The organism is Bradyrhizobium genosp. P (genome assembly GCF_049949265.1).
GTDB lineage: Bacteria > Pseudomonadota > Alphaproteobacteria > Rhizobiales > Xanthobacteraceae > Bradyrhizobium.
In genome coordinates, this window is the sequence record NZ_CP188195.1 from 659,413 (window position 1) to 677,519 (window position 18,107).

General features: G+C 65.0%; 11 protein-coding genes. 4 read left to right on the forward strand and 7 right to left on the reverse strand.

All coding sequences use genetic code 11. The annotated features are described in order from the left end of the window. Positions 1–49 precede the first annotated feature (49 nt). A complete protein-coding gene (locus ACP2YO_RS03235; RefSeq protein WP_426439010.1) occupies positions 50–1,600 on the reverse strand; it encodes an AMP-binding protein in 1,551 nt (516 codons plus the stop codon). Positions 1,601–1,616: 16 nt separating this feature from the next. After that, positions 1,617–2,771: an iron-containing alcohol dehydrogenase gene (locus tag ACP2YO_RS03240; RefSeq protein WP_426443527.1), complete on the reverse strand. Its 1,155-nt coding sequence runs from the start codon at positions 2,769–2,771 to the stop codon at positions 1,617–1,619. A gap of 1,090 nt (positions 2,772–3,861) precedes the next feature. Here ACP2YO_RS03240 and ACP2YO_RS03245 point away from each other — a divergent pair. The 3 genes from ACP2YO_RS03245 (at position 3,862) to ACP2YO_RS03255 (ending at position 9,665) form a co-directional block, all read left to right on the forward strand. Next, positions 3,862–5,040, forward strand: a complete 1,179-nt coding sequence (locus ACP2YO_RS03245) for an efflux RND transporter periplasmic adaptor subunit (RefSeq protein ID WP_426443528.1) — start codon at positions 3,862–3,864, stop codon at positions 5,038–5,040. Then, positions 5,037–8,210 carry an efflux RND transporter permease subunit gene (locus ACP2YO_RS03250; protein WP_426439012.1) on the forward strand — a complete coding sequence of 1,058 codons (3,174 nt, stop codon included), beginning with the start codon at positions 5,037–5,039 and terminating at the stop codon, positions 8,208–8,210. Before ACP2YO_RS03245 ends, ACP2YO_RS03250 begins: the two co-directional genes overlap by 4 nt. 264 nt (positions 8,211–8,474) lie before the next feature. Next, positions 8,475–9,665, forward strand: coding sequence for an ABC transporter substrate-binding protein (locus ACP2YO_RS03255; protein WP_426439014.1), 1,191 nt, complete (start codon positions 8,475–8,477; stop codon positions 9,663–9,665). A 188-nt stretch (positions 9,666–9,853) separates the two neighbouring features. Here ACP2YO_RS03255 and ACP2YO_RS03260 read toward each other — a convergent pair whose 3' ends face one another. The 4 genes from ACP2YO_RS03260 to ACP2YO_RS03275 form a co-directional block, all read right to left on the reverse strand. Then, positions 9,854–10,243, reverse strand: coding sequence for an MAPEG family protein (locus tag ACP2YO_RS03260; RefSeq protein WP_426439016.1), 390 nt, complete (start codon positions 10,241–10,243; stop codon positions 9,854–9,856). Between the two features lie 26 nt (positions 10,244–10,269). Continuing rightward, positions 10,270–11,355 carry a lipocalin-like domain-containing protein gene (locus ACP2YO_RS03265; RefSeq protein WP_426439018.1) on the reverse strand — a complete coding sequence of 362 codons (1,086 nt, stop codon included), beginning with the start codon at positions 11,353–11,355 and terminating at the stop codon, positions 10,270–10,272. After that, positions 11,345–13,747 (reverse strand): FtsX-like permease family protein, encoded by a 2,403-nt coding sequence (locus ACP2YO_RS03270; RefSeq protein WP_426443529.1) that lies wholly within the window; start codon positions 13,745–13,747, stop codon positions 11,345–11,347. Before ACP2YO_RS03270 ends, ACP2YO_RS03265 begins: the two co-directional genes overlap by 11 nt. Positions 13,748–13,902: 155 nt before the next feature. Next, a complete protein-coding gene (locus ACP2YO_RS03275) occupies positions 13,903–14,556 on the reverse strand; it encodes an ABC transporter ATP-binding protein (protein ID WP_426443530.1) in 654 nt (217 codons plus the stop codon). A gap of 350 nt (positions 14,557–14,906) precedes the next feature. Here ACP2YO_RS03275 and ACP2YO_RS03280 point away from each other — a divergent pair, with 350 nt between their 5' ends. Next, on the forward strand, positions 14,907–16,211 hold the full coding sequence (locus tag ACP2YO_RS03280; RefSeq protein WP_426439020.1) for an MFS transporter: 1,305 nt from the start codon (positions 14,907–14,909) through the stop codon (positions 16,209–16,211). 89 nt (positions 16,212–16,300) lie between these two features. Here ACP2YO_RS03280 and ACP2YO_RS03285 read toward each other — a convergent pair whose 3' ends face one another. Then, a complete protein-coding gene (locus ACP2YO_RS03285; RefSeq protein WP_426439022.1) occupies positions 16,301–18,019 on the reverse strand; it encodes an N-acyl-D-amino-acid deacylase family protein in 1,719 nt (572 codons plus the stop codon). Positions 18,020–18,107: the final 88 nt, after the last annotated feature.

Genomic DNA, 18,107 nt, shown 5'->3' on the forward strand with positions numbered 1-18,107 from the left:
ACGATGGATTGCCGGGTCAAGCCCGGCAATGACGAAATCATCATAATCATCACACGATCCGCGAGGTCTTGTTGCCCCAGTAGCGGTCGCGCAGCAGGCGCTTGTAGAGTTTGCCGGTCGGAAGCCGCGGCAGCTCGGCCTCGAAATCGACCGAGCGCGGCACCTTCTGGCGCGACAGCGACGTCGCGCAGAACGTGATCAGTTCCTCGGCGAGATCAGGTCCGGGCGCGACGCCATCGATCGGCTGCACCACCGCCTTCACCTCCTCGCCAAGGTCGACATTGGGCACGCCGAACACCGCGGCGTCGGCGACCTTGGGATGGGTGATCAAGAGGTTCTCGCATTCCTGCGGATAGATGTTCACGCCGCCGGAGATGATCATGAAGGTGGCGCGGTCGGTGAGATGGAGGAAGTTGTCGTCGTCGACATACCCGACATCGCCGACCGTGCTCATGCTGCCGTCGGGCGAGCGGGACTCGCTGGTCTTGGCCGGTTCGTTGAAATATTCAAACGGCGTCGCCGTCTTGAACCATACCGTGCCGGCCGTGCCCTTTGGGCAGGGCTGCATGTTCTCGTCGAGGATATGCAAATCGCCAAGCAGCACCTTGCCGACAGTGCCGCGATGGGCAAGCCACTCCTGGCTGTTGCAGGCGGTGAAGCCGAGGCCTTCGGTCGCGCCATAATATTCGTGGATGATCGGGCCCCACCATTTGATCATGTCGTCCTTCACCTGCGCCGGGCAGGGCGCGGCGGCATGGATCGCGATCTCGAGTGATGACAAATCGTAGCGGCGGCGCACCTCCTCGGGCAGCTTCAGCATGCGCGAGAACATCGTCGGCACCAGCTGGCTGTGGGTGATGCCCCATTTTTCGACCAGCTCGAGGTAACGCTCGGGGTCAAAGCTCTCCATGATGACGACAGTGCCGCCGATACGGATGGTGAGGTTGACCGCTGCCTGCGGCGCCGAGTGATAGAGCGGCGCCGGCGACAAATAGACCATGCCTTCGCGGTAGTGCCAGAGCCTGGTCAGGAAATCAAACAGCGGCAGGTTCTCCGACGGCGGCTGCTCCGGCAGCGGCCGCAGGATACCCTTGGGCCGGCCGGTGGTGCCGGAGGAATACAGCATCGCGGTACCCGCGAACTGATCCGCGATCGGCGTGCTCGGCAGGCCGGCGGTCGCTTCTTCCAGTCCGACGATGCGATCGCTCTCGCCGGCAGCATCGACGACGATGCAGAGCTCGACCTGCGGGCATTCCTTCAGCGCCTCGCGCGCTACGTCGAGCTTCAGCTTCGAGGTGATCAGGATGCGCGACTGGCTGTTGGTGAGGATATAGGCGAGCTCGCTCGCGGTGAGGTACGAGTTGACGCAGGTGAAGTACAGGCCGGAGCGCTCGCCGGCGCCGCAGGCCTCGAGGTAGCGGTTGTTGTTCTCCATGAAGATCGAATAATGGTCGAGCCGCTTCATTCCACGCCGGCGGAACAGATGCGCGAGGCGGTTGTTGCGCGCCTCCAGCTCACGATAGGTGACGATTTCGCCGGTCGCGGCCATGATGAAGGCGGGTTGCAGCGGGCGCAGGTAAGCATGCTTGCCGGTGTACATCGAACTCTGGGTCTCCCTATGCGGCCATCAGCAAAATCTCGCGGACCTGGGCCGGGCCATCGATCTTGCGCGGATTGCGCGGCACCCAGGGCGTTCGCATCGCTTGCGCTGCGATGCGGTCGAAATGTTCGGGGCCAACGCGGACATCGCCAAGGCTGCGCGGCATGCCGAGCTCGCGGATGAAATGGTCGAGCACGTCGCCGGCGTCTTCGCCCGGATGGCCCATCGCGGCCGCGACCAGCGCCTGCCGGTCGGCATTGTCGCAGCTGTTCCAGCGCATCACCGAAGGCAGCATTACGCACGACGTATAGCCGTGCGGCACGTCGAACTCGGCGCCGAGCACGTAGCCGATGCCGTGGCTGGCGCCCATCGGCACGCCCGAGGCGAGCGGCCCGGTCGAGAGCCAGGTGCCGATCTGGCAATCCATCCGTGCGTTGATGTCCTTCGGATTGGCCTTTACCCGCGGCAGGCCCTGCGCCAGCATCTCGAGGCCCTTGATCGCCTGCGCATCGCCATAAGGGTGCGCCTCGCGTGAGCAGATGCCCTCGACGCAATGGTCGACGGCGCGGATGCCGGTCGACAGGAACAGCCAGTCCGGCGTGTGCACGGAAAGCTCCGGGTCGAGGATGGTGGCGCGCGGCATCACCAGCGGATGGCGCAGCATCTCCTTTTGCCGCTTGGCCTCGTTGGTGACGCCGGCGATCGAGGAGAACTCGCCGCCGGCGATCGTGGTCGGCACGCTGATCTGGCGCACGGTTGGCGCGTTCATGTCGGGCGAGACGCCGCCGTGAGTGCGGATCGCGTCGATGCCATCAGACGTGGTGACGTTGTTGGCGAGGCAAAGCTGCACCGCCTTGGCGCCATCGGTAACCGAGCCCCCGCCGATGGTGACGATCAGGTCGGCATTGGCGGCGCGGGCCTGTTCGGTCGCCGATATGACGGCGGCGCGCGGCGTATGTGCCGGCATCCTGTCGAAGGTGCCGACACAGCGGGCCCCGAGCGCCTGGCGGATCTTGTCGATCTCGTCGGTTTCGCGGTTGAGCGTGCCCGAAACCATCAGGAAAGCGCGTTGCGCGCCGAGCCGGTCGAGCTGCTCAACGATCGCCTCGCGGGCGGGCCGTCCGAACACGACCTCATCCATGGCGCCGAATACGACACGGCCTCGATGCACGCGCTTGTCCTCCCTTGTCTTGCCTGCCTTGCCGACGGTTGTTGTGGGCAGGTTAGCGGAGGAAATCCGGGCCGTCATCAGGGTCGTCGGACGTCATGGTCGCCGCATTTTCAGTGTCGTCGCCCGGCTTGACCGGGCGATCCAGTATTCCAGAGACGGTTGTGCTTGAGCCGATGGGCCGCGGCGTACTGGGTCGCCCGGTCCCAGTGCGCAATTGCGCACAAGGCCGGGCGATGACAGCGGTGGGTGTGGCTGCGCATTCTCGCGACATGACTTGCCCGAGTTTTGCTCTTCGTTCCGCCCTCTCATTTTGTGTAGAGGGCGCAGGGAAAGCCGGGTGCCGATTGCACCCATGGGCCCGGTGCAACAAAAAGCACCGGGGTAGGACCACAGGTGTAACCGGAAACAACCCGGCTTTCCCTGCGCGATGGGTTACGGCTTATACGTGCTCTCCCCGGTGAGACCAGGCTTGCTTGTCACCGCCGTCAGCAAGAGACGTCAGTCTCTTGTGACGGGACACCTGCCACTAGGGTGTCGGAACCACACGACTTCACCGTCCGCTTCATGCGCACTCGTCTGTTGCGCAATCGGCGTCCACCGCATCCCACCGCGCGTTCGTGACGTGCGCTCGCCCCTCAATCGGGTGGGACGGCACATCTATACATTGGATTTAAATTCCGATAAATCGAAATATTTTTCTTTAGGGAGGCTTGCCTCGTCGGGCAAATCAGCGCTAAGGGCCGATTTTCAGCCCCTTGTCATTCCGAGGTGAGCTTGTCCGACCTCGGCGGTCTCAAATCCTGGCCCTCGCGATCGACTCGCTCCGCCGTGGCGTGACAAGGCTTTCGGAATGCGTCACTATTCTTTTCGATCCGGCGGTCGTCTTGAACAAATTGGCGGGCGGTCACATCTGTGACGTCCGCCGCAGCGATGTTGCGATGACTGCCGGCGTCGAATCAGTGCGATTTCGATTGCCACGTTCGAGTCCTTGGGGGAGACGGAATTGATTGCAACTGACAGAACAGCGTATCCGGCTCCGATAGACGGCGTCGACCGCCACTCGTTGCGCAGCGTTGCGTGGCGCGGCCTCGTGCCGATCGGCTTGCTGTTTGCGCTGACGCTCGGCGGTTGCGACGACAAGGCGCAATCGCAGGCGGCCGCGCCTCCACCGCCGCCGGTGACGGTCGCGCAGCCGGTCAAGCGCACGGTAACCGATTGGGATGAGTTCACCGGCCGCTTCGAGGCGATCGAGGAGGTTCAGATCCGCGCCCGCGTCGGCGGATTCGTCAACACCGTCGAGTTCAAGGACGGCGCGATCGTCCATACCGGCGATCTGCTTTACACCATCGACCCGCGCCCGTTCGAGGCGGTTGCGTTGCAGGCCCAGGGCCAGCTCGACGACGCGCGTGCCAGGGGCGAGCTTGCCAAGCGCGAGCTCGATCGCTCGCTGAGCCTGACGCTGAATCAGACGGTTACCGAATCCACCGTCGACCAGCGCCGCCAGACATTGCAGGCGGCACGCGCCGCCGAGACGCAGGCCGAGGGTACGCTGAAGGCCGCGCAGCTCAATGTCGAATTCACCCATGTGCTGGCACCGATCACTGGCCGCGTCAGCCGCCATCTGGTCACCCCCGGCAACCTCGTGCAGGGCAGCGACACCGGCGCGACGCTCCTGACCTCGATCGTGTCGCTCGATCCGATCTACATCTATTTCGACGTCGACGAGGCGACCTATCAGCGCAACAGCAAGCTCTGGTTCGAAGGCAAACGTCCGAGCTCGCGCGACACGGCGAACCCGGTGGAGGTGACGCTGACCGGCGAAACCAAGCCCTCGCATGAGGGCAAGATGGACTTCCTCGACAACCGCCTCGATGTTTCGACCGCGACCCTGCGCAGCCGAGCAACTGTCCCGAACACCGATCTCTCGATCCTGCCCGGGCAGTTCGGCCGCGTTCGGCTGATCGGCTCTTCGCCCTACGAGGCGCTGCTGATTCCGGATGCAGCCATCGCCACCGACCAGTCGCGCAAGATCGTGTTCGTGGTCAAGGATGACAACACGGTGGAGGCCAAGCCGGTCGTGCTCGGACCGCTCGATGAGGGCCTGCGGGTGATCCGCGAAGGCCTCGAGGCCGAGGACCATGTGATCGTCGACGGCCTGCAGCGCGCCCGCGTCGGCGCCAAGGTGACTCCGAAGATGGCGGATGCCAAGCCCCCGGCAGCTGCGACGCCCCCGGCAGGTGCCAAGCCCCCGGCAGGTGCCAAGCCATGAATCTCGGCAGGCTTTCCATCAACCAGCCCATTCTCGCGATGGTGCTGTCGATCGTGCTGCTGATCGTCGGCGCGATCGCCTACACCACGCTGCCGGTTTCGGAATATCCGCAGGTAGTGCCGCCGACCGTCACCGTCACGACGCAATATCCGGGCGCGTCCGCGCAAACCGTGTCCGACACCGTGGCCGCTCCGATCGAGCAGCAGATCAACGGCGTCGAGGACATGCTGTATCTCTACAGCCAGGCGACCTCGAACGGACAGCTCACCATCACCGTCACCTTCAAGCTCGGCACCGACCTCGACAAGGCCCAGGTGCTGGTGCAGAACCGAGTTGCCATCGCGCAGCCGCAACTGCCGGAGGAGGTGCAGCGCAATGGCGTCACCACGCAGAAGAACTCGCCGGACATCCTTCTCGTCGTGTTCATGCTGTCGCCGGATGACACGTTCGACCAGCTCTACATTTCGAACTATGCCCTGCTGCAGGTGCGCGACCAGTTGCTGCGGCTCGACGGTGTCGGCGACATCCAGATCTTCGGCGCCCGCGACTATTCGATGCGGCTGTGGCTCGACCCCGACAAGATCGCCAACCTCGGCATGACCTCGGGCGATGTGATCGCGGCAGTCCGGGCCCAAAACCTGCAGATCGCCGGCGGCCAGATCGCGGAGCCGCCGATCTCGGACCGTGCCTTTTCACCGAATCTCGCCTTTACCGGGCGTCTGAAGGATGTGTCGCAATTCGAGAATATCGTGGTCAAGGCCGGCAGCGACGGCCGCACCGTACGGTTGCGAGACGTCGCCCGGATCGAGCTCGGCGCGCTGGCCTACACCACCAACAGCTTCCTGTTGAAGAAGTCGGCGGTGGCGATGCTGGTGACGCAGCGGCCGGGTTCCAATGCGCTCGCGACCTCCAAGAGTATCTACGACACCATGGCGAAGCTGAAGGCGAGCTTCCCCAAGGGCCTCGACTACAACATCGGCTACAACCCGACCGAGTTCATCGCCCAGTCGATCCATGAACTGATCAAGACCATCTATGAGGCGATGATCCTCGTGGTCGTGGTGGTGCTGGTGTTCCTGCAGGGCTGGCGGCCCGCGATCATCCCGATCATCGCGATCCCGGTGTCGCTGGTCGGCACCTTCGCGGTGATGGCGGCGCTCGGCTTTGGCATCAACAACCTCACTTTGTTCGGCCTCGTTCTGGCGGTCGGCATCGTGGTCGATGACGCGATCGTGGTGGTCGAGAATGTCGAGCGGCATCTCGAGCATGGGCTGAGCCGGCGCGATGCGGCGCTCAAGACCATGGAGGAGGTCGGCGGCGCGCTGGTCTCGATCGCCCTGGTGCTATGCGCGGTGTTCGTGCCGACCGCCTTCCTCGGCGGCATCTCCGGGCAGTTCTTCCAGCAATTCGCCGTCACCATCGCGGTGGCGACCGCGATCTCCTGCTTCTGCTCGCTGACGCTATCGCCGGCGCTCGCCTCGCAGATCCTGGTTCCGCATGAGGACAAGCGGCCGCCGGCGCGCTGGAACGTGATCGCGCGCGGCTGGTCCGCCTTCACCGGCGTGTTCAACCGCATCTTCGATCGTCTGTCCCATGGCTACGCTGCCGCCGCGTCCTTTGTGATCCGGCATTCGGTGGTGATGCTGCTGCTTTATCTGGTTCTGATCGGCAGCGCCGGCTGGCTGCTGGCGACGACGCCGCAAGGTTTCATCCCGGCGCAGGACCGCGGCTACGTCATCGTCTCGGTGCAACTCCCCGGCGCGGCGTCGCTCACGCGCACCACCGAGATCGTGAAGCAGATCGAGCAGATCGCACTTGATGTGCCCGGCGTCGTCCGCGTGCCGTCCTTTGCCGGCTTCTCAGGCGCGACGCGAACGCAGGCGAGCAACGCCGCGGCGCTGTTCCCGGTGTTCGATGACCCCGAAGCGCGGGCGAAGAAGGGGTTGAGCGCGACCCTGATCACCAACGAGCTGCGCAAGCGGCTCGCCGCGATCCAGGGTGCCTTCATCATCGTGATCCCGCCGCCCGCCGTGCCCGGCATCGGCACCGGTGGCGGCTTCGCGATGCGCATCCAGGACCGCCAGGGCCGCGGACCCGAATTGCTCGCCTCCGCGACCGACGAACTCGTCGGTGCCGCGCGCAAGGCGCCGGGCCTGACGTCGGTGTTCTCGCCCTATACGGCGAATACGCCACAGGTGTTCGTCGATATCGACCGCGTCAAGGCGCAGAAGCTCGGCGTTGCCATCGCCAACGTCACCGACACCATCGAGACCTATTTCGGCTCGACCTATGTCAATGACTTCAATCTGTTCGGGCGCACCTATCACGTCACCGCGCAGGCCGACCTGCCGTTCCGCAAGGAGACCACCGATCTGGCGCGGCTGCGCACCCGCAACGCCGCCGGCGACATGGTGATGCTCGGCAGCATCGTGGACTTCAAGAACGTCTCGGGGCCCGACCGTGTCGCGCGCTACAACCTCTATCCGGCCTCCGAGCTGCAAGGCGACACGCTGCCCGGCACCAGCTCGGCCACTGCGATCGACACCATGAAGCGGTTGGCGGACGAGACGCTGCCGTCGGGCTTCGCCTATGACTGGACCGACCTGTCCTACCAGCAGGTCAACGGCGCCAGTGCCGGCCTCTACGTGTTCCCGATCTGCGTGCTGTTCGTGTTTCTCGTGCTGGCCGCGCAATATGGCAGCTGGACGCTGCCCTTTGCGGTGATCCTGATCGTGCCGATGTGCCTGTTTGCGGCGACCATCGGCGTGCGCATCATGGGGCAGGACGTCAACATCCTGACCCAGATCGGTTTCGTGGTGCTGGTGGGGCTTGCCGCCAAGAACGCGATCCTGATCGTCGAGTTCGCGCGCGACATCGAGCTCGAAGGCAAGCCGCGGCTGGAGGCGGTGATCGACGCCTGCCGACTTCGCCTGCGGCCGATCCTGATGACGTCGTTCGCCTTCATCCTCGGCGTGCTGCCGCTGGTGCTGTCGACCGGCTCTGGCTCGGAGATGCGGCAGGCGGTCGGTGTCGCCGTGTTCTTCGGCATGCTCGGCGTCACGCTGTTCGGCCTGGTGTTCACGCCGATCTTCTACGTGGTGGTGCGCAATCTGGCCGAGGGGAAGAAAGAGGCGAAGCCGGTTGAGACGACGGCGTCGGCAGCGGGGTGAGTTCAGCGTCGTCCTGGCGAAAGCAAGGACCCATTACCCCAACTGCTTGTTTGTTGCGAGACGCGGGGGCCACTCTCCCGCTTCCAATCAGATTCGGTGGTTATAGGTCCTGGCTTTCGCCAGGACGACGCGCGTGGGAGGCTCGCGCGAACGAGCCGGGAGACGGCCCATACTATTGGCCGATCGGAAATCGATGGGCAGGCGCGGGGTTATAAAATAATGTCGCGCCGATTTTTCCTGATAGATGCTGCTGGGAGAACATAAATGAGATCGGGATATTTGGCCGCCGTCGCGGCATGCAGCCTGCTGCTCGCGGTGCCGGCCTCGGCGCAGGGCGTCAAGATCGGTATCCTGAACGATCAGTCCGGCGTCTATGCCGACTATGGCGGCAAATATTCGGTCGAGGCCGCGAAGATGGCGATCGAGGATTTCGGCGGCGAGGTGCTCGGCCACAAGATCGAAATGGTCACCGCCGATCACCAGAACAAGCCCGATCTCGCCGTCTCGATCGCGCGCCGCTGGTATGACGCCGACAACGTCGACATGATCACCGAGCTGACGACGTCGTCGGTCGCGCTCGCGGTGCAGGGGCTGTCGAATGAAAAGAAGAAGATCGACATCGTGGTGGGTGCCGCGACCTCGGCGATAACAGGCGCTTCCTGCGTACCCTACGGCTTCCATTGGGCGTTCGACACCCACGCGCTGGCGGTCGGCACCGGTGGTGCGTTGACGAAAGCGGGCGGTGATAGCTGGTTCTTCCTGACCGCCGACTATGCGTTCGGCTATGCGCTGGAAAAGGACACCAGCGAGGTCGTCACCGCCGCCGGCGGCAAGGTGCTCGGATCGGTCCGCGTTCCGCTCAACTCGTCGGACTTCTCCTCCTTCCTGCTGCAGGCGCAGAGCTCGAAAGCCAAGATCGTCGGCCTTGCCAATGCCGGCCAGGACACCACCAACTCGATCAAGCAGGCGGCCGAATTCGGCATCGTCAAGCAGGGCCAGAAGCTCGCCGGTCTGCTGATGACGCTTGCCGAGGTCAACGGCCTCGGGCTCGAGGCCGCGCAGGGCCTGGTGCTGACCGAAGGATTCTACTGGGATCACGACGACAAGACCCGCGCCTTCTCCGAGCGCTTCTTCAAGCGCACCGGACGGATGCCAAGCATGATCCATGCCGGCACCTATTCGGCGACGCTGAGCTATCTGAAGGCGGTGAAGGCCGCCGGCACCAAGGACAGCGAGGCAGTGGCCAAGAAGCTGAAGGAGCTGCCGGTGGATGATGCCTTCGCGCAGGGTAAGGTGCTGGCGAATGGTCGCATGGTGCACGACATGTATCTGTTCGAGGTCAAGAAACCCTCGGAGTCGAAGAAGCCGTGGGATTACTACAAGCAGCTCGCCGTGGTGCCCGGTGATCAGGCCTTCCCTTCGGCCAAGGACAGCGGCTGCCCGCTGACGAAGTGAGGCATTGCTGACGTGGCGCGCAGCTCGTGAAACAACACCACTGTCGTCCCTGCGAAAGCAGGGACCCAACCACCGCGCTTGGTTGTCGCGCAACGCTGGGGCCCCAGCTTTCGCAAAACTCGACCCTGTGGTTCTGGGTCCCGGCCTTCGCCGGGACGACGGCGGAATGTGTGGCCGCGATTGCGTTCTCAATGCACGAGCCGCCACACCGCGCCGCCCAGTGCGCCAACCCACAGGGCGATGCAGGCCAGCGCCTGAATCGCAAATCCGGGGCTGCGTTTGGCCACCGCCGAGCGATAGCCGATGAGATAGAAGATGCGGCCGATGACCCAGATGACACCGAGCGCTGCGGCGCCGAGATCGCCGAGATAGATCGCGAACAGCCACAGCGACGGCAGGAAGATCGGCAGCCATTCCAGCGTGTTCATCTGGACGCGAAAGACACGCTCGAAATCCGGATTGCCTGTGATGGCCGGCAGCTTGACGCCATAGCGGGCGCGGGCGCGCGACACCTCGATCGAAGTGTAGAGATAGAATGCGACGGCAAGGCAGGTGACGATAGCCGTGTAGTGATACATCTCTCAGGCGTCCCTCGTTGTTGTTCTCAATATCCCGTCAGCTCGAGATAGCCGATTCCATTGTGGCTGCCGGTGAAGCGGATCGGGCCTTCCCAATAGGGGAAGCTGGTGCCCATCCAGCTCTTCGGATTAAGCGGCGTGGTCTCGATGGCAAGGCCGCGCGCAGGCAGGTTCACGCGCCACGATGTCGGCAGCTTGCGGCCGTCGATCTCCGTGGTCGCCGTCGGAACGATGCTGTTGCCAGCAGCGGCGATCTCGGTCGAGTGGCTGTCTGATGTGATCCAGTTGCCGAACAGGTTTTCCCGGCCGTCCTTCTGGCGCAGCCGGTACAGCATCAGCTTCTCGTCGTTGGGCAGATGCAACGAGAACCAGTCCCAGCCGGTCTGGTCGGAGGCCAACGGCTGGCTGCTCCATTCGCGGTCCATCCAGGCACGGCCGGTGACCTCGGTCGGCTTGTCGTCGATGACGATGCGGCCGGACGCCTTGAAGAACGGCTGGCTGTAATAATAGGACGCCTGTCCGCGATCGGATTTGCGGCTGTAGCCATGATCGCCTTGGAGCACCAGCGAACGGTCGGCATCGAGGCGCAGCGCGTAGCTGAAATCGGCAGCGGAAGCCTTCAGTTCGAGCGGCGCGACGGTCTGTGCGTTGAAGCCGTCGAGCCCGCGCATCTGCCAAGCGTCGATCCAGGCCTGAAACGGCACCGCCTCGACATTGGCCTGCCCGACGCCGCCGCGCGCAAGCGTCTCACCGACGTGATGCGCCGCTGCGCTGGTGACGGCGGCATGGCCCATCCAGACCTGCTGATTGGCCCAGCCCTCGATCGGTGGCCCTGGCTTCATCGCCTGCCGGAACAAGGTCCACTGCGCGCCATAGGCTGCGCCACCGGCATCGGACAGGTTCGCTGTCACATACCACCACTCGATCCTGAATTGCGGATGCGGGCCGTGGTCGGCCGGAAACACGAACTGTCTGCCCGGCGTGACGGTTGCGAATCCGTCGGCGTTCTCGCCGAGGCCGGCAAAGCCCTGCGCGTAACTCTTGCCGCCAAGCGCAAGCGACAGCGCGCCGCCGGCGAAGCCGCGGCGCGTGATGGTGCCGCTAGCGCTCATTGGCGAAAATCCTGATCAGGCTGGCCGGTTGCATGCGCGCCAGTCTAGCGACCGGGAGGGCTGCCGCACAGAGCGCGGCGACCAGCGCTACCGCGAGCAACTCGATCAGCTGTAGCGGGAACACGTGGAACGGCAGCCGCCAGCCGAACGCCTTGACGTTGACGATGGCAAGCAGGCACCACGCGACCAGCAGGCCGAGCGGCAGCGCGAACAATGCCGTGATCAGCGCGACCGCCATGGTCTTCAGCAGTTCGAGCGCGGCGAGCCGCCGCCGCGTCAGGCCGATCGCCCACAGCGGCGCGAGCTGCGGCAGCCGCGAATTGGCGAGCGTGAGCAGGCTGGTCAGCAGCGCGATGCCGGCGACACCCAGCGTGAAGGCGTTGAGCGCCGCGGTCACCGAAAAGGTGCGGTTGAAGATCCGTTTCGATTCCGCCTTCATCGTCGCCTGGTCGGCGACGTTGCGGTCGTCGAGGCCGAACTTTTCTTGCAGCGCCGATATCAACGCCGGGATCTTGTCCCGCGGAACGCGCAGGCCCATCCGCGTCAGCGGCGTTTGCGGGAAGCGTCGCGTCAGCGCGGCGAAGTTGACCGCGATCTGGCCCTTGGGATTGCCGTAATCGGCATAGATGCCGACGATCTCGAGCGGCCAGTTGCCGCCGGGGGCGGCTACCTCGATATGGTCGCCGATCGAAAGCTTCATCCGCCGCGACAGTTGCTCGCTGACCAGACAGGTGTCACCGGGGCGCAGCCTGACCCAGACGTTCGGAGCCTGATCGAGCAACGGCCAATTGTCGCGATAGGTGGCGTGGTCCGGCAGGCCGAGCACCTCGATCGGCGCGCCCGCGAATTGCGTATCGGCGCGTCCGCCGGGCAGGACAGCCTCGACCTCGGGCCGGTCGCGCAGCCACGCCTTGATCTCAGTCGCCTGCGCGTCGCTTGCGGCACTGACATAGACGTCGGCGGCGAGCCTGCCGTCGAGCCAAACCAGGAAGGTGCGGCTGAAGCTGTCCACCATGGTGCCGACGCCGACATTGACCGCAAGCGCGAGCAACAGCGCCATCAGCGCCAGCGACAATCCAGACAATTGCTGGCGGCTGTCGGCCCAGAACCAGATGCCGACCGGGTTTCGCGCGCTGCGCTCGCCGAGCGCCAGCGCGATCTCGAGGATCATCGGCAGGATCAGCGCGGCGCCCAGCATGATCGCGGCGAGCACGGCAAAGCCTGCGATCAGGGAATCGCCGAACCAGATCAGGCCCGCGGCGACCGCGAACACCGCGAGCGCCGCGGCGCTCTGGAACAGCAGCCAGCGCCGTTGCGCCTGTTGCCAGGCCTGCGGCTGCGCTGTCGTCAGTACCGGCATCCGGATTGCCTTGGTCAAGCTGGCTGCGGCTGCGGCGAGCGCGCCCAGGATGCTGATGGCGACGCCGGCCAGCCACCATGCGGGCCGGAGCGAGAGCTGTCCGGGGATCTGCGCGCCATAGAGCCCGCGCAGCGATGCGGCGACATCGGGCAGCAAGGCCGCCGCAATGACATAACCACAAACCAGTCCGATCAGGCCGGCAATCAGCGCTAGCGACACCAGCTCGATGACCAGCACGGTGTTGAGCATCCGCGCCGAGACACCGCAGGCGCGCAGCGTGCGCAACATCGGCAGCCGCTGCTCGAAGGCAAGCCCGATCGCCGAGTTGACGATGAATAGGCCGACGAAGAACGACAGCAGGCCGAATGCCGTGAGATTGAGATGGAAACTGTCGGTCAGGCGTTCGAGATCGCTCTCCGTGCTCGGCTCGACCAGACGGAGCTTGTCGCCTGCGACACTTTCCAGTGACGCCCGCGGCGCTTTCGATTTGCCGATCAATAGCCGCGACGCCTGATCCGGCAGCTTCAAGATGGTTTGCGCGATCCCGATATCGACGACCAGCACGCCGGGCGCGAGCTCCGGCTGCAGGCGCAGCGGCGGCAACGCGATGCCGTTCGCCTGCGGCCTCGCGCCTTCGCCGAGCGCGAGATCGCGCAGCGTCTCCGGCGCCACCAGCATTTCGCCGGGCGGCGTGACGAAGGATTGCAGGCTGCCTCGCCCGACCGCCGGCGCGCTGCCGACCTCGGCGGGCAAGGTCACCGGCTCGACGCCGAGCAGGCGGTAGCTGCGGCCATCGATCTGAACGCGGCCCTCCAGCGTCGGCGACACCGGCCAGCCGGCGCGGCGCAGGTCGACGAACATTTGTTGCGGAAACGTCGTGCTGTCCTTACCCACCAGCATCGCGGTGCGCGCACCGCCGAAGGTGGCGGCGGCACGGTCATAGGCGGTGCGCGCCTGCTGGTTCAGCGCCTGGACGCCGCTCCACAGCGCGGTCGCCGAGATCAGCCCGATCAAGAGCGTGGCGAGCTGCATCGGATGCCGCCGCCAGTGGCTGAGCAGCACGGCGAGGATCCACAGCGCCCTGGAGCCTTTTCCGTTCCGATTGAATCGGAACGGGACTCCAGATTTTTGCTTTGATTCGCTTTCTTCACGCGAACCGGTGCCCACTTCGCTCGAAAACGCTCCGATCACGCGATCACCCCGGCATGCAAATTGACCCGGCGGTCGAGCGTCGCGGCAAGCCTGGCGCTGTGGGTGACCATCAAGAAGCCGCAGCCGGTGCGAACAACCAGATCGCGCGCCAGCCGCAGCACCTCGCCGGCGGTGTCCTCGTCGAGATTGCCGGTCGGCTCGTCCGCGAGCAGCAACAGCGGCTTCGGCGCGAGCGCGCGACCGATCGCAACGCGCTGCTGCTGGCCGCCGGACAATTGCTCGGGATAGCGCTTCAGGAACGCTCCGAGACCAAGACGATCGACCAGTTCGTCATGCCAGACAGCATCGTGTCTTCCCGCGATGCGCGACTGGAACATGAGATTGTCAGCGACCGTCAGACTCGGGATCAGGTTGAATTGCTGAAACACCAGGCCGAGCCGGTCACGGCGCAACTCCGCGCGTCCGGCGTCGCCGAGCCCCGAGACCAGCGTGTCGGCAAGCTTGATCTCGCCGCTGTCGGCGGCGTCGAGCCCCGCGATCAGATGCAGCAGCGTGCTCTTGCCGCTGCCGGACTCGCCGGTCAGCGCCACGCTCTCGCCGGTCGCGATGGAGAGATCGATGCCGCGCAGCACCGCGACATCCTCGCCGGCAGTGCGATAGCTCTTGGTCAGCCCGGTGACGCGGAGCAGGGCAGTTGGGTCGGGGAAGGCGATGGCCGCACCTCACTGCGCGATGAGCAGCGCAACGGCCGCAAGCGTAGTGCCCATGGCCGCGCGGGGAAGGATCGGTCGGTTCATCAGGCAATCCCGGATTGTGATGGTCACGAGGATAGCAGGTGGACCATGCCAGATCACGAATTTCAATCCTGCGGCGACACGATCGTGATCGATCGCCGTGGACGCGAAATTGCCGAGGATCGTGCCATGCCGGCCACCCCGCTCCCGCGGAAATGCGGTGTTGCGTTGCGCAGCAAGCCGTGGCTAGCGTCCCGGCAGGGGCCGATTTCACAGAGCCATAACGCTACGACGGGGAGAAAGACATGATCACGCAACCGACGCCCATGGAGACACCGAAGGGCGCCTGGAAGATCACCTTCCTCCTGTTCCTGTACATGGTGGTGAATTTTGCGGACAAGATCGTGGTCGGGCTTGCCGGTGTCCCGATCAAGACCGAACTGGGGCTCACCCAGGAGCAATTCGGTGATCTCGGATCGTCCTTCTTCCTGCTGTTCTCGATCTCGGCGATCGTGGTCGGCTTCATCGTCAACCGTGCTTCGACGCGATGGGTCCTTCTGATCCTCGCGATCATCTGGTCGCTGGCGCAGTTTCCGATGCTCGGCGCCGTCAGCTTCACGACGCTCGTGATCTGCCGCATCATCCTCGGCGCCGGCGAGGGGCCGGCGTTCTCGGTCGCCGCGCACGCCATCTACAAATGGTTCCCGGACGAGAAGCGCACGCTGCCGACCGCGATCCTGTCGCAGGGCTCGGCGTTCGGCGTGATCCTCGCCGTGCCCGCGCTGAACTGGGTCATCGTCAATCACAGCTGGCATCATGCGTTCGGCGCGCTCGGCATCGTCGGGCTGATCTGGGCCGTCGCCTGGTTCGCGCTCGGCAAGGAAGGGCCGCTGGTGCCGACCGCCGCGGTCGCCGCCAACGAGCGGCGGATTCCCTATTGGAAGCTGCTGACATCGCGGACCTTCGTCGGCTGCGTCGTTGCAACCTTCGGCGCCTATTGGGCGCTGTCGCTCGGGCTGACCTGGTTCACGTCCTTCATCATCGAAGGGCTCGGCTTCTCGCAGCAGCAGGCCGGCTTCGTCTCGATCCTGCCCTGGATCTTCGGTGCGACGATCGTGATTCTCACCGGCTGGATTTCTCAGCTGATGCTGGCGCGCGGCTTCACGACCCGCGGCGCGCGCGGCGTACTCGGCTCCGTGCCGCTGATTGTCGGCGGCTGCATTCTCGCCACGCTGCCCTATGTCGCGCCCGGCGGGCTGATGATCGCACTGCTGGTGATCGGCTCCGGACTGTGCGGTTCGATCTACGTGGTCTGCCCACCAATGCTCGGCGAGTTCACGCCGGTGTCGCAGCGCGGCGCCGTGATCGCAATCTACGGTGCGCTGTACACGCTCTCCGGCATCATGGCGCCGATGGTGATGGGCAACGTGATCCAGCATGCCGGCGCGGCGATGGCGGGCTACATGACGGGCTTCACCATCAACGCCGCCATCATGGCGGGCTCCGGCGTGATCGGCCTGCTGCTGCTGTGGCCCAATACCGAGCGCGCGCGGCTGACCGGGTCGACGGATCGGGCTGACGCGATCAAGGGCGCGGTCTCGCCGACGTAAGGATTGGGGACTTTACCTCTGCCGCTTGCGCGACTTCGCTTCTCCCACAAGGGGATAAGCGGGAGCTTGCGGCACGAGCCGAGTTATTCTCAATGCATCCCCTGCGCGCCGCGCACGAGCTTGCCCGGCCGCGCGCCGGTGGACTTGCCGTCGCGCTGGGTGACCACGCCCGACACGATGGTCGCCTCATAGCCGTCGACCTGCTGCAGCAGGCGGCGGCCGCCGACCGGAAGATCGTAATGCACCTTCGGCGGATGCAGATGCAGGTGGTCGTAGTCGATCACGTTGACGTCGGCCTTGAAGCCCGGCGCGATCACGCCGCGGTCGGTAAGGCCGACTGACAGCGCGGTCTTGCGTGACTGCGCTGCGACCACGAACGGGATCGAGAGCTTTTCGCCGCGGCTGCGGTCGCGGGTCCAGTGCGTCAGCAAATAGGTCGGGAAGCTGGCGTCGCAGATGATGCCGCAATGCGCGCCGCCGTCGGAAAGGCCGGGCACCGCATTCGGATCGCGCAACATCTCGCGCGTCGCGTCGAGATTGCCGTCGGCATAGTTGAGGAACGGCACGTAGAGCATGCCGCGGCCTTCGTCGGTCAGCATCGCGTCATAGGCGAGGCTCTCCGGCTGCACGCCGCGGCGGCGGGCCTGTGCGCCCAAGGTATTTTCCGGCGGCTGTTCGTAGTCCGGCGGATTGCCGAGCAGATACATCTTGTCGTAGTTCGGCCGGAAGAACAGCGGATCGTCGGTCGCGGTCGCATGTTCGCCCAGGATCGCGGCGCGCAGTTCAGGCTGCCGCAGCCGCGCCAGCCGTTCCGCCAGCGGCAGATGGGCAATCGCCTTGTAGCTCGGATGCGTCTGGAACGGGTTGCGCGACAATTCCAGCCCGAGCATCAGCCCGACCGGGCGCGCGGCGATCTGCGCCGTGATCGACAGGCCGCGTTTCGAGGCTTCGGCGATGGTGTCAAGCGTCTGCCGCCAGCGCTGCGGCGCCTTGTCGTTCTGCGTGATCGAAAATGACACCGGAATCCTGGTGGTCTCGGCCACCCGCAGCATCATCGGCAGATCTTCGTTGAGGGTGGAGAGATCGAGCACAAACTGGAACACACTGCGGCCGGCGCCATGCATCGCGCCGGCAATCGCGGTCAGTTCGTCTTCGCCGGCCTTCAAGGTTGGCGTGTAATCGCCGGTGGAGGTGCGGTGGTTCAGGGTGCGCGAGGTGGAAAATCCCAGCGCGCCGGATCGGACCGCGTCGCTCGCCAATGCCGCCATCGCCTTGTTGTCGTCTGGCGTGGAGGGATCGCGGCGCGCGCCGCGCTCGCCCATCACATAGACGCGCAGCGCCGCGTGCGGTAGTTGCGCGCCGATATCCATGTCGAAATTGCGCTTCGACAGCCATTCCATATAGTCGGGGAAGCTTTCCCATGCCCAGGGGATGCCGGCGCTCAGCACCGGCTCCGGAATGTCCTCGACGCCTTCCATCAGCTGGATCAGCCTGACGTGATCGCTCGGCCGGCAGGGCGCGAAGCCGACGCCGCAATTGCCCATGATCGCCGTGGTGACGCCGTTCTGCGACGACGGCGTGATGTCGTGGCTCCAGGTCACCTGGCCGTCGTAATGGGTGTGGACGTCGACGAAGCCGGGCGTCACCAGTTTGCCCTTGGCGTCGATCTCTTCCTTGCCCTTGGCCGACACCTTGCCGACTTCGGCGATGCGGCCGCCGGTGATGGCGACATCGGCTTCATAGAGATCGCCGCCCTTGCCGTCGGCGATATTGCCGCCGCGGATCACGAGGTCTGGGGTCGAGGTCATGGCGCGTCATCCCGTGGCTGTTCTTGTTGCCGTGCATCATGGGTGACCCCCTGATGCTGTCAACCGCCGGGGATGAAGCTCTGGAATG